Origin of the sequence: Bradyrhizobium sp. WD16 (assembly GCF_024181725.1) — a bacterium.
Taxonomy (GTDB): Bacteria; Pseudomonadota; Alphaproteobacteria; order Rhizobiales; family Xanthobacteraceae; genus Bradyrhizobium_A.
In genome coordinates, this window is record NZ_CP028908.1 from 2429845 (window position 1) to 2442843 (window position 12999).

Annotated in this window: 12 protein-coding genes; 10 read left to right on the plus strand and 2 right to left on the minus strand. The window is 66.2% G+C overall.

Annotated features, from left to right (window positions below; genetic code table 11):
• Positions 1-7: 7 nt before the first annotated feature.
• The 7 genes from DB459_RS11230 to DB459_RS11260 are packed head-to-tail and all read left to right on the plus strand — an operon-like array spanning position 8 to position 6405.
• Entirely contained in the window at positions 8-1021 is a 1014-nt protein-coding gene (locus DB459_RS11230) for an ABC transporter permease (RefSeq protein WP_253712918.1), read from the plus strand.
• The gene (locus DB459_RS11235) at positions 1018-1917 is read left to right on the plus strand and encodes an ABC transporter permease (protein WP_253712919.1); all 900 of its coding nucleotides are present in this window, start codon (positions 1018-1020) and stop codon (positions 1915-1917) included. Before DB459_RS11230 ends, DB459_RS11235 begins: the two co-directional genes overlap by 4 nt.
• A 1-nt stretch (position 1918) precedes the next feature.
• Entirely contained in the window at positions 1919-3625 is a 1707-nt protein-coding gene (locus DB459_RS11240; protein WP_253712920.1) for an ABC transporter ATP-binding protein, read from the plus strand.
• 46 nt (positions 3626-3671) lie between these two features.
• Entirely contained in the window at positions 3672-3881 is a 210-nt protein-coding gene (locus DB459_RS11245; protein WP_253712921.1) for a DUF4089 domain-containing protein, read from the plus strand.
• 5 nt (positions 3882-3886) lie between these two features.
• Positions 3887-5278 (plus strand): AtzE family amidohydrolase, encoded by a 1392-nt coding sequence (locus DB459_RS11250; protein WP_253712922.1) that lies wholly within the window; start codon positions 3887-3889, stop codon positions 5276-5278.
• Positions 5279-5304: 26 nt separating this feature from the next.
• The gene (gene hpxZ, locus DB459_RS11255) at positions 5305-5694 is read left to right on the plus strand and encodes an oxalurate catabolism protein HpxZ (protein WP_253712923.1); all 390 of its coding nucleotides are present in this window, start codon (positions 5305-5307) and stop codon (positions 5692-5694) included.
• 6 nt (positions 5695-5700) lie between these two features.
• Positions 5701-6405 (plus strand): GntR family transcriptional regulator, encoded by a 705-nt coding sequence (locus DB459_RS11260; protein ID WP_253712924.1) that lies wholly within the window; start codon positions 5701-5703, stop codon positions 6403-6405.
• Positions 6406-6440: 35 nt separating this feature from the next.
• Here DB459_RS11260 and DB459_RS11265 read toward each other — a convergent pair whose 3' ends face one another.
• Together DB459_RS11265 and DB459_RS11270 are read right to left on the minus strand one after the other, a co-directional pair.
• Entirely contained in the window at positions 6441-7286 is an 846-nt protein-coding gene (locus tag DB459_RS11265) for a prephenate dehydratase (protein WP_253712925.1), read from the minus strand.
• A complete protein-coding gene (locus DB459_RS11270) occupies positions 7283-8053 on the minus strand; it encodes a 3-deoxy-manno-octulosonate cytidylyltransferase (protein ID WP_253712926.1) in 771 nt (256 codons plus the stop codon). The genes DB459_RS11265 and DB459_RS11270 overlap by 4 nt, the downstream gene beginning before the upstream one ends.
• 351 nt (positions 8054-8404) lie before the next feature.
• Between DB459_RS11270 and DB459_RS11275 the strand changes: the two genes are divergently transcribed.
• From DB459_RS11275 to DB459_RS11285, 3 genes are all read left to right on the plus strand, one after another.
• A complete protein-coding gene (locus DB459_RS11275; RefSeq protein ID WP_253712928.1) occupies positions 8405-8953 on the plus strand; it encodes a cytochrome c family protein in 549 nt (182 codons plus the stop codon).
• A gap of 219 nt (positions 8954-9172) precedes the next feature.
• Positions 9173-11080 (plus strand): extracellular solute-binding protein, encoded by a 1908-nt coding sequence (locus DB459_RS11280; RefSeq protein ID WP_253712929.1) that lies wholly within the window; start codon positions 9173-9175, stop codon positions 11078-11080.
• Positions 11032-12960 carry an extracellular solute-binding protein gene (locus tag DB459_RS11285; protein ID WP_371926924.1) on the plus strand — a complete coding sequence of 643 codons (1929 nt, stop codon included), beginning with the start codon at positions 11032-11034 and terminating at the stop codon, positions 12958-12960. The genes DB459_RS11280 and DB459_RS11285 overlap by 49 nt, the downstream gene beginning before the upstream one ends.
• Positions 12961-12999 lie beyond the last annotated feature (39 nt).

The following is a 12999-nucleotide window of genomic DNA, read 5'->3' on the forward strand; positions in this document are numbered from 1 at the left end:
ACAAGCCATGCTCGCTCTCATCGGCAGGCGCCTGATGTTCGCGATCCCGTCGCTGGTCGGGGTCGTGATCGTCACCTTCCTTCTGACCCGTGCTCTGCCCGGCGATCCGGCGGCCTATTTCGCCGGTCCCGCGGCTACCCAGGAGGCGATCGAGCAGATCCGCAAGAAGCTCGGCCTCGACCAGCCGCTGATGCAGCAATTCGTCCGCTACACCACCGACCTCGCCCATGGCGATCTCGGCTCGTCGCTGACCACGGGCCAACCGGTCGCGACCGAACTGCGCAACCGCCTGCCGGCCTCCGCCGAGCTCACCCTCACCGGACTGCTGCTGGCGGTGATGATCGCGATGCCGCTCGGCATCCTTGCGGCGACGCGGCCGGGGTCGTGGATCGATCATCTCTGCCGCGTCACCACCACGGCCGGGGTGTCGCTGCCGGTATTCTTTACCGGCCTCGTGCTGATCTATGTGTTCTATTTCCAGCTTGGGCTCGCGCCGGCGCCGCTCGGCCGCCTCGACGTGTTCGCCCCGACGCCGCCGACGGTGACGGGGTTCTTCCTGCTCGACGCTCTGATCGCCCGTGACGCCGGGACGTTCCGCGCCGTCGTGGGTCAGCTGGTGCTGCCAGCCACGACACTGGCGCTGTTCTCGCTCGCGCCGATCGCCCGGATGACCAGGGCTTCCATGCTCGCGGTGCTGGCATCGGATTTCGTGCGCACCGCCCGCGCCAGCGGCCTGTCGCCGGGAACGGTGATCGTCACCTATGCCTTCCGCAACGCCATGCTGCCGGTGGTTACCACGCTGAGCATGGTGTTCTCGTTCCTGCTCGGCGCCAATGTGCTGGTCGAGAAGGTGTTCTCCTGGCCAGGCATCGGCTCCTATGCCGTCGAGGCGCTGATTGCCTCCGACTTCGCGCCGGTCCAGGGCTTCGTTCTGACCATGGCGGTGATGTACGTGGCGCTCAATCTCGCCATCGACATCCTTTACGGCGTGATCGACCCGCGGGTGAGGATGGAAGGATGACGATCATCGCGCCGACCTCCGAAACCGCTCCGCCCCGCCGCGACTCCCGTATCGCGGCCAACCTGCAGCACGCGCGCTACGTGCTCGGCGAGAACCCGGTGACCGCCGGGGCCTTTGCCCTGCTGGTCGTCATCCTGCTCGCGGCGGTGGCCGGGCCCTGGGTCGTGCCCTACGACCCGATGGCCTCTTCGACCAGCACGGCGCTCAGTCCGCCATCTGCGTCGCACTGGTTCGGCACAGACCAGCTCGGCCGTGACATCTTCAGTCGCGTCGTTGTCGCGACGAGGCTGGACGTCTTCATCGCCGTCGCCTCGGTGGTGCTCGTCTTTCTGATGGGCGGCCTTGCCGGCGTCGCCGCCGGCTATTTCGGCGGCTGGACCGATCGGATCGTCGGCCGCATTGCCGACACCATCATGGCATTTCCATTGTTCGTGCTGGCCATGGGCATCGTCGCCGCACTCGGCAATACGGTGCAGAATATCGTCATCGCGACCGCCATCGTCAATTTCCCGCTCTATGCCCGAGTTGCCCGCGCCGAAGCCAACGTCCGCCGCGAGGCCGGATTCGTCCAGGCGGCGCGGCTCGCCGGCAACACCGAACTGCGGATCCTGCTCGGCCATATCCTCCCCAACATCATGCCGATCATGATCGTGCAGATGTCGCTCACCATGGGCTACGCCATCCTCAATGCCGCGGGCCTGTCCTTCATCGGGCTTGGCGTCCGTCCGCCGACCGCTGAATGGGGCATCATGGTCGCCGAAGGCGCGGCGTTCATGGTGTCGGGCGAGTGGTGGATCGCGCTGTTCCCCGGGCTGGCGCTGATGATCGCGGTGTTCTGCTTCAACCTGCTCGGCGACGGTCTGCGCGACATCGTCGATCCGCAGCGGAGGACGTAAGATGGCGCCGCAGCCGTTGCTCGAGGTCCATGATCTCACCGTTGAATTCGCCACCCGTCGCGGTACCGTGCGCGCCGTCGAGGCTGTCGATATTTCCGTGGCCAGGGGCGAGACCCTTGCCATCGTCGGCGAGAGTGGATCGGGTAAATCGGTCACCTCCTACGCGGTGATGCGGATTCTCGATCGTGCCGGCCGCATCGCCGACGGTTCGGTGACGTTCTCCGGGGTCGATCTGCGCCAGGCCAGCGAGACCCAGATGCGCGACCTGCGCGGCCGCGAGATCTCGATGATCTTCCAGAATCCGCGCGCGGCGCTCAACCCGATCCGCAAGGTCGGCGAACAGATCGCGGACGTGCTGCGCCAGCACGCCCAGGCCTCCTCGGCCGAACGTGTCGAGAAGGCCATCGCCGCGCTCGAACAGGTGCGGATCGCGCGGCCTCGCGAGCGCTACCATGCCTATCCGTTCGAACTCTCCGGCGGCATGTGCCAGCGCGTCGTCATCGCCCTGGCGCTTGCCTGCAATCCCCAGCTCCTGATCGCCGACGAGCCGACGACCGGTCTCGACGTCACTACCCAGAAGGCGGTGATGGATCTCGTCGTCGAACTGACGCGGCAGCGCGGCATGTCGACCATCCTGATCACCCACGATCTCGGCCTTGCGGCGGCCTATTGCGATCGCGTCGTGGTGATGGAGAAGGGCAGGGTGGTCGAAACCGCCCGGGCCGCGGAAATCTTCGCCAACCCGGCCCATCCCTATACCCGCAAGCTGATGCGCTCGACGCCGCGAACAGGGGCGTCGCTGCGCGATCTGCTGCCCGAGGACGAGCCGGATTCGAGCGCCGGCGACATCGCCCCACCGACGACCGCGCCGACGCCGCTGCTGGTGATCGAGAAGCTGGTCAAGGACTATCCGCGCCGCGGCGCCGGTCGCTCGCTGGGGAGGCTGTTCGGGCCGTGGCCGGCGATCGAGCCGGAGACCTTTCGCGCCGTCGACGGCATCAGTTTCACCGTGGGACGCGGCGAATGCGTCGGTCTGGTCGGCGAATCCGGCTGCGGCAAGTCGACGACCTCGATGATGCTGATGCGGCTGCTCGACCAGACCTCGGGGAGGATTTCTTTCGACGGGCACGAGATCGGCAGCATGTTGCCCAAGGCCTTCGCCCGCTCGCCGTTGCGCAAGCGAATCCAGATGGTGTTCCAGGACCCGACCGACAGCCTCAATCCGCGTTTCACCGCAGCCCGGGCGATCGCCGATCCGATCCTGCAGATGGGCGGGCCGATGAGCGGCGAAGCGCTGCGCGCACGCTGCGAGGAGCTGGCACGGCAGGTCGGCTTGCCGACGACGCTGCTCGATCGATTTCCGCACCAGCTTTCGGGCGGCCAGAAGGCGAGGGTGGGGATCGCCCGCGCCATCGCCCTTCATCCCGACCTCCTCGTGCTCGACGAGCCGACCGCGGCGCTCGACGTGTCGGTGCAGGCACTCGTGCTCAACCTCCTGAACGATCTCAAGCGCGCTCTCGGGATGAGCTATCTTTTCGTGTCCCACGATCTCAATGTGGTGCGGCTGTTGTGCGATCGTGTCATCGTTATGCAGGCGGGCCGAATCATCGAGCAGGGTGCTGCCGAGACCGTGCTCGACGCGCCACGGCACGACTACACCCGCGAGCTTCTGGCGGCGATTCCGCACCCGCCGCTGCCGGTTCACTGAAGGCGCGGCCCGCGGAGGCTGCAATGAATGGCCAAGGACGATTTCCATGAATAACCCCACGACCAGCGCGGCCGAGTCTCCCGAGGCGCTCGATCAGGCGATCGACCAGGCGGCGGCTGCGTTGGGCTTTCACATCGCCGAGGCCTGGCGCCCGGCGGTGCGCGCCAATCTTGCCGTCTCGCTCAGATTCGCTCGGTTTGTCGATGATTTCGTGCTGCCCGACGAGACCGAGCCGGCCAGCATCTTCAAGGCGTGACAACAATGGATACGTCCTGGAGTGGAGCGGCGGAGATTGCATCCGCGGTCGGCACCGGCAAGGTCACCGCGCGCGCGGTGGTCGACGGCGCCCTGCAGAAGATTGATGATCACAACGGTGCGCTGAACGCCTTTACCGATGTGGTGGCGGAGCGGGCACGGGCGCGCGCCAAGGCTGTCGATGCGGCCTTTGCGCGCGGCGAGAAACTGGGCCCGCTGGCCGGCGTGCCCTTCGCGGTCAAGAACCTGTTCGACGTCGCCGGTCTTCCGACGCGGGCGGGATCGAAGATCGGCCGCGACCTGCCGCCGGCGCCGCGCGACGCGACCCTGATCGAGCGGCTGGAAGCGGCCGGCGCGATCCTGGTCGGCGCGCTCAATATGGGCGAATATGCCTATGACTTCACCGGCGAAAACATCCACGACGGGCCCTCGCGCAATCCCCATGACCTCACCCGCATGACCGGCGGCTCGTCGGGCGGTTCGGGTGCTGCCGTGGCGGGCGGGCTTGTGCCGCTGGCGCTCGGCTCCGACACCAATGGCTCGATCCGGGTGCCCTCGTCGTTCTGCGGCATTTTCGGCCTCAAGCCGACCTATGGCCGGCTGTCGCGGGCGCGCTCGTTTCCCTTCGTCTTCAGCCTCGATCATCTCGGCCCTCTGGCCCGTTCCACCCGCGATCTCGCCCTCGCCTATGATGCGATGCAGGGGCCGGACGAGGGCGACCCGGGCTGCGCAGTCCATGCGGTCCAGCCGGTCGGCGGCAAGTTGACCCGCGGTCTTGGCGATCTGCGGATTGCCCGCGCCGGCGGTCATTTCTGCACCGCCCTGTTCGCCGAGGCGGAGGAAGCGGTGTCCCGTGTCTGCACCGCGCTCGGCGTTAGCCGCGAGATCGACATTCCCGAAGCGGCTCGCGCCCGCGCCGCCGCCTACGTCATCACGACGATCGAGGGTGCCTCGCTGCACCTCGAGCGCCTGCGCCGGCGTCCGGACGATTTCGATCCGGCGGTACGTGATCGCCTGCTCGCCGGGGCCATGCTTCCCGCCGTCTATCTCGATCGCGCGCAGAAGTTCCGGCGCTGGTATCGCGCCCGGGTGCTAGAGCTGTTCAAGGACGTCGACGTCCTGATCGCGCCGGCGACGCCTTGCACCGCTCCGGAGCTCGGCCAGGTCACGTTCAAGCTCGAGGGCGTCGAATTGCCGGTGCGCGCCAATATCGGCATTCACACCCAGCCGATCTCATTCATCGGCCTGCCGGTGGTGGTCGTGCCGGTGCCGCTGTCGCCGATGCCGATCGGCGTACAGATCATCACTGCCCCGTGGCGCGAGGACATTGCCTTGCGGGTGGCCCAGACGCTGGAGGCTGCAGGCGCTGTGGCGGCGCCGCGCCCTCTCCAATTCTGACCGACGACAAGGATACGAGTGCTGCCATGGAGATCGATCTGCCCGACGTCGTCGCCGAAGTCACCGCCGCCTTCGACCGCTACGAGGCGGCGCTGGTGTCCAACGACGTCGCGACCCTCGACGCCCTGTTTCGTGACGACCCTCGCACGTTGCGCTACGGTGGCGGCGAGAATCTCTACGGCTACGCCGCCATCAAGGCGTTCCGCGCCGGCCGCTCGCCGGCCGGCCTTTCAAGAGAGTTGAGCAAGACGGTCGTTACGACTTATGGTCGCGATATGGCCGTCGCCTCGACGTTGTTCCATCGTGCTTCCGCGCCCGGCAGGATCGGGCGCCAGATGCAGACCTGGGTGCGTTTTCCGGATGGCTGGTCGATCGTGGCCGCCCATGTCAGCGTAATCGACCAGCCGAAGGACTGATGCGGCATGAGCGTCAACGATGCAGCGCCGGAACGGACAGCCGCGGTGCGGCCGAATGGCCGCGAGACCGGCAAGGTCACGCTGGCCGAGGAATTGCGTCTGCAGCTTGCCGATGACATCGTCCGCGGTGCGCTGGCGCCCGGTGCGCCGCTCGATGAGAGCGATCTCGCCCGTCGCTTCAATGTGTCCCGCACCCCGGTTCGCGAAGCCCTGCGCCAGCTTGTGGCTTCGGGTCTCGTCGAAGCGCAGCCGCATCGCGGCGCGGTGGTGGCGCGCCCCGATGCCGAGCGGCTCAACAGCATGTTCGAGGCGATGGCCGAACTCGAAGCGCTCTGCGCCGGATTCGCCGCGGAGCGAATGCCGCCGGCGGAACGGCGCGGGCTCGAGGCGCTGCACGAACAGCTTCGCCTGCTAAGCCACGCCGGCGATGCCCCGCGCTATCTCCAGGTCAATGAGCAGTTTCACAACGCCATCTATGTCGGGTCGCGCAACACCTACGTGGCGGAGATGACATTGGCGACGCGGGTGCGGGTCCAGCCGTTCCGTCGCGCCCAGTTCCGCAATCTCGGCCGCCTCGCCAAGTCCCAGGCCGAGCACGATCGCGTGGTGGTCGCCATCATGCGCGGCGACCGCAACGGCGCCGCGGCGGCGATGCGCGATCACATTGAACTGGTGCGCGACGAATACGAGATCTACGCCGTGTCGGTGTGAGGCGAATTGTCGATGCGTGCCGCCGGGTGCTTCGCCTATTGCTCGGCGAAGGTGGCGCGGAAGGGGTGCGCCGGATAGACGCCGACGATGCGCAGTTCACGCGAGAAGAAGCGCAGCTCTTCGAGCGCATTGGCGAGGCTGCGCTCGTCCGGATGGCCGTCGACGTCGGCATAGAACTGGGTCGCGAAGAAATTGCCGTCGACCATGTAGCTCTCGAGCTTGGTCATGTTGACGCCGTTGGTCGCGAAGCCGCCGAGCGCCTTGTAGAGCGCCGCGGGCAGGTTGCGCACCCGGAAGATGAAACTCGTCACCAGCGGACCCGAGCCGACCGGCGCCCATTTCTCCTCGCGCGACAGCACCACGAAACGCGTGGTGTTGTGGGTCTCGTCCTCGATATTCTCGGCGAGGATGTCGAGGCCGTAGATCTCGGCGGCGAGGCGCGAGGCGATTGCGGCGCAGCTCTTGTCGCCGCGCTCGGCGACGATCCGCGCCGAGCCGGCGGTGTCGCCGGCGACGATGGGGCGGATGCCGAGCTTGCGGATGATCTTGCGGCACTGGCCGAGGGCATGAACGTGGCTCTCCACGCTCTTGATGTCCGCCAGGGTGCTGCCGCGCGGCGCCATGAGCTGATGGTGGATCGGCAGGAACCATTCGCCGATGATGAACAGCCCGGAATGCGGCAACAAGTGGTGGATGTCGGCGACCCGGCCGGCGACCGAATTCTCGATCGGGATCATGCCGAGATCGGCCTCACCCGAGGAGATCGCCGACAGCGCGTCCTCGAAGGTGGCGCAGGGTACCGCTTCGGCGTCGGGATAGGCTTCGGCGATCGCGAGGTGGGAGTTGGCCCCCCCCTCGCCCTGGAATGCGATCTTCATCATGTCTCTCGCTGCGAATCCGTGCCGGGCATCCGCCCGGCGAGCACGCGCCGGGCAATGTCCAGATCATGGGGCGTATCGACGCCCAGCGGCACGCTGTCAACCAGCGCCACGTCGATGCGCATGCCGGCTTCGAGGGCGCGGAGCTGTTCGAGTCGCTCGCGCTGCTCCAGCACGGATGGCGGCATGGCGACGAAGCGCTCCAGCGCGGTGCGGCGGTAGGCGTAGAGGCCGATGTGATGATAACGCGGGCCTTCGCCGTGCGGAGCGGTGGCCCGGGTGAAATAGAGGGCGCGCAGCAGGGTCGGCCCGCGCGGCGAGCCGACGACCTTCACCACATTGGGGTTGATGTGCTCCTCGGCGATGCGGATTTCCGCGGCCAGCGTTGCGATATCAACCTCCGGATCGTCGAGCGGATCAAGCGCGGCGCGGATGTCTTTCGGCGCGATGGTCGGCAGGTCGCCCTGGACATTGACCACGATCTCCACCATCCGGTCCGGATCGAGGGTCTGCAGCGCTTCATGGATGCGATCGGAGCCCGAAGGGTGGTCGGCACGGGTCATCACGGCTTCGCCGCCATGGGCCCGAACCGCCTCGGCGATTTCCGGCGAATCGGTCGCGACCACGGTGCGGCCGATCTCGGCCTCGGCGGCGCGCCGCCAGACATGGACGATCATCGGCAGGTCGGCGATCTCCTTCAGCGGCTTGCCGGGCAACCGGCTTGCCGCCATGCGGGCGGGGATCAGGACCAGAGCGTTACGTTGCGCCATTCTCACGAGGCCAAGTTGGACGGCAGGTCGGTGTCCGCAGTTGGTTGATCTGCGGGGTCGAAATCGGCGGAGGGCGATCCCCGCAGGGGACGAAGCCGGCGCGGGGTGGGCCCGTGCGATCCGGCTCCGGGTGAAATCGAGGGGAAAAAGCCCGGCCTTTTCAATGTCGCCGGCGGTTATACGGGTTGCCAGGGCTGAGGCAAATCTTTATCTCGGGAGCCGCCGCCGCGTATCGGCGCGAGGCGGCGGCTACAACTTGATTTTTGGGCCATTTTTTGGTCTTCAGTCTTCCCGCTCGCGCCGTCCGACGCGCGCTTGCCATCCCTTTCCCGGCGTGGGGCCAGATCCGACATGGATTCCTTCGAACTGAACAAAATCATGGGCGCAATCCTGGGCACCTGCCTGGTCTTGCTGGTGACCAACTTCACCGCCGGGGCCATCTTCGCGCCCAAGGCGCCTGAAAAGCCGGGTTACGAGATCGCCGTGAAGAGCAGCGAGGGCGAAGCCGCCAAGGGTGGCGCGCCGGCCGCGGCCGAACCGATCGAGAAGCTGCTGCAGACCGCCTCGGCGGAAAAGGGCGCCACAGCCGCCAAGAAGTGCGCGGCCTGCCACACCTTCGAGAAGGGCGGTCCGAACCGGGTCGGCCCGAATCTGTGGGGCATTGTCGACCGCGATCGCGCCTCGGAGGCCGGCTTCAACTATTCGGCAGCCATGAAGGCCAAGAGCGGCAAGTGGACCTACGACGAACTCAACAAGTTCCTTACCAATCCCAAGGGCTACATCGCCGGGACGGCCATGGGCTTCGCCGGTCTGCCCAAGGACAGCGAGCGCGCCGACGTGATCGCTTATCTGCGCAGCCTGGCCGACAAACCGGCGCCGCTGCCGACCGCCGCCAAGTAACCGCGCGGTCGGTCCGCACCGCACATCTCGACGGAACGGCCAGGCTTGCCTGGCCGTTTTGTTTTTGCGCGGGCCTGTCGGTGGTGTCGGCGTGGCCCTTGGCCGCGTGCCCAGAGCGCTTGAGGGGTGGAATCCCATCCAAAAACCGACATAATCGCTGCGGACCTTGGACTTGGGGGCTCACCCCGCCGCGCGCCGGCAAACACAGGATTTGGTTTTTTGACAATTTCCCGCCGCCGCCTGCTTTCGAGCGGAGCTTTTGTCGCCGCCGCTCCGTTTCTCCAACTGATCCCGCCCGGCCTGATCGATCGGGCCTCCGTGCAAGCCGCGCCGGCCGGGGCCGGCACTGGCGAATGGCGCCACGCATTGTCACTGTTCAATGACATCAAGTATCCGGCCGGGTTCAAGCACTTCGACTATGTCAATCCGGACGCCCCGAAAGGTGGCACGGTCCGGCAGATCGCCATCGGCACCTTCGACAATTTCAATGTGACGATATCCGGCGTGAAGGGCGTCGTCGCTGCCGGCATCGAGCTGATCTACGACAGCTTGATGGTGCCGGCGCTTGACGAAGTGGCGACGGCATACGGGCTTCTGGCCGAGACCGTGCGATATCCGGAAGACTTCTCGTCCGCGACCTACCGGCTGCGCGCCGAGGCGAAATGGCACGACGGCACGCCGGTTTCAGTCGACGATGTGGTCTTCTCCTTTGCGGCGTTCCGCAACAACAGTCCGCAACTCTCCGCATATTATCGCCATGTCGTCAAAGTCGAAAAGACCGGCGAGCGCGAGGTGACATTCACCTTTGACGGCCCCGGCAACCGTGAACTGCCGCAGATCGTCGGCGAGATGATGATCCTGCCCAAACACTGGTGGGAAGGCACCGACGCATCCGGACGCAAGCGCGACATCGGCCAGACCACGCTCGAAAAGCCGCTGGGCTGCGGCGCCTACCGGATCAAGGACTTCGTGCCGGGCAGGAGCGTCGTCTATGAGCGCGTCCCCGACTATTGGGGGGCGAAGCTCAATGTGAATGTCGGCCGCGACAATTTTGCCGAGCAGGGCTTCGAATATTTCCGCGACCTGACCGTCGGCCTCGAAGCCTTCAAGGGCGATCAGATCGACTTCCGGACGGAGAACAGCGCGAAATTCTGGGCGACCGCCTATGACTTTCCGGCCGTCAAGGACAAGCGCGTGCTGCTCGAGGAGTTCGAGATCCGCAGCCGCGGCGTCATGCAGGCCTTTGCCTTCAATGTGCGCCGCGACAAGTTCAAGGATGCCAGGCTGCGCCGCGCCTTCAATCTCGCTTTCGATTTCGAGGAGATGAACAAGCAGCTGTTCTACGGTCAGTACAAGCGGATCAACAGCTATTTCGACGGCACCGAACTCGCCTGTTCCGGCCTGCCGCAGGGCGCCGAGCTCGCCATTCTCGAAACGGTCCGGGCCAAGGTGCCGGCGGAGGTCTTCACCACGCCCTACACCAATCCGGTCAACGGTAATCCGGAAGCCGTCCGCAGCAATCTGCGCGAGGCCATGCGATTGGCGAAGGAGGCGGGTTACGAGGTGCGCGATCGCCGCCTGACCAATGCCGCGACCGGCGAGGTTCTCAAGGTCGAATTCCTGGTGTCCGATCCGACTTTCGAGCGCATCGCCCTGTTCTATAAACCATCGCTCGAACGGCTCGGCGTCGAGGTCACGGTGCGCATCGTCGACGATGCGCAATACGAGAACCGCACCCGCCAGTGGGATTTCGATGTGATCATCAAGAGTTGGGGCGAATCGCTATCGCCGGGCAACGAGCAGCGCGCTCGTTGGGGTTCGCAGGCTGCCGATCAGCCCGGGTCGGACAATCTGATCGGCATCAAGAACGAGGCGGTCGATGCCCTGATCGACCGGGTGATCTTCGCCAAGAACCGCGAGGAGCTCGAGGCCGCGACCAGGGCGCTCGATCGCGTCCTCCTGTGGCACAACTATGTCGTGCCGCAATGGACCTACAACAAGCAGCGCACCGCGCGCTGGGACCGCTTCAGCCGGCCGGCGCAATTGCCGAAATACGGAGCTGCCGCCTTCCCCACCGTATGGTGGTACGACGCGGACAAGGCGGCGCGCGTGGGCAAACGCTCTTGAGCGCGACGCGGCGCAGCCTGCCGTCCCGACGCGAGGTCCTGGTCCTCGGCGCCGGCACCGCGGCGCTTGCCGCAACGCGCCGGGCGGTCGCGGCGGAGGGCGAGGTGCACGGCCTCTCCGTGTTCGGCGACCTGAAATATCCGGCGGATTTCCCCCGCTTCGATTACGTCACCCCCGACGCGCCGAAGGGCGGTACGTTCTCGACCATCCCGTGGAGCAGATCCTACAATCAGTCCTTTCTCACCTTCAATTCGCTCAATGCCTTCATTCTCAAAGGTGACGGTGCCCAGGGCATGGAGATGACTTTCGCGCCGCTGATGGTGCGCGCCGCCGACGAGCCCGACGCCGTCTATGGCCTCGTCGCCCGCTCGGTGGCGGTGTCGCCGGACCGGCTGACCTACCGCTTCTCGCTGCGGCCTGAAGCTCGTTTCCATGACGGCAGCCGGCTGACCGCACAGGACGCCGCCTTCTCGCTCAACGTGCTCAAGGACAAGGGCCATCCCAACATCCAGCAGCAGATGCGCGATATGGAGCGCGCCGAAGCGCTGGACGATGCGACGCTCGTCGTTACCTTTGCCGCGCGACGGGCGCGCGACGTGCCGCTCTTTGTCGCCACCCTGCCGATCTTCTCGAAGGCCTATTACAGCAAGCATCCGTTCGAGGAATCGACTCTGGAGGTGCCGCTCGGCTCCGGCCCCTACAAGGTCGGGCGGTTCGAGGCGGGGCGCAATATCGAGTTCGACAGGGTCAAGGACTGGTGGGCGGCGGATCTGCCCGTCGCTCGCGGCATGTACAATTTCGATAGCGTGCGCTTCGAATTCTATCGCGACCGCGACGTCGCCTTCGAAGGCTTCACCGGCCGCAGCTATCTGTTCCGCGAGGAATTCACGTCGCGCGTCTGGGCGACGCGTTATGATTTTCCGGCCGTGAAGGACGGCCGGATCAAGCGCGAGACCCTGCCGGACGAGACGCCGTCGGGCGCCCAGGGCTGGTTCATCAATACCCGCCGCGACCGCTTCAAGGATCGTCGGGTGCGAGAAGCCCTGATCGACGCCTTTGACTTCGAATGGACCAACAAGACGATCATGTATGGCGCCTATGCCCGTACGGTTTCCCCGTTCCAGAATTCGGACATGATGGCCAAGGGCCTGCCGACTGCGGAGGAGCTCAAGCTGCTGGAGCCGTTCCGTGCCCAGCTGCCGGCGGAGGTTTTTGGCGAGCCTTACCTGCCCCCGGTGACCGACGGTTCGGGCCAGGACCGCTCGCTGCTGCGCCGCGCCTCGCAGCTGCTGAGTGAAGCGGGGTTTCCGATCAAGGACGGCAAGCGCATGACGCCGCAGGGCGAGGCGTTTCGCCTGGAATTCCTGATGGACGAGCCGACGTTCCAGCCGCACCATATGCCGTATATCAAGAATCTGGCGACGCTCGGCATCGAGGCTAATTTCCGCCTCGTCGATCCGGTGCAGTACCGCGCCCGGCTCGACGAGTTCGATTTCGATCTCACCGTCCAGCGTTTTTCGATGTCGGCAACCCCTGGCGACGGCATGCGGCCGTTCTTCTCGTCCCAGGCCGCAGCGACCAAGGGCTCGTACAATCTCGCCGGCATCGCCGATCCGGCGATCGACGCGCTGATCGACCGGATCATCGGCGCCAACAGCCGAAGCGGGCTGACGGTCGCCTGCAGCGCCTTCGATCGCGTCTTCCGCGCCGGCCGCTACTGGGTGCCGCATTGGTACCGCGCCAGCCATCCGATCGCCTATTGGGACGTGTTCGGCCGCCCGGCCAAGCTGCCGCGCTACGCCAATGGCGTCGGCGCCCCGGAGCTGTGGTGGAGCGACCCGACCAAGGCGGCCGCCGCCGCACCTGCGGGGCAGCCGTGACGCGTGTCGCGACGACATCGAGAACCAGCATCACGAGGG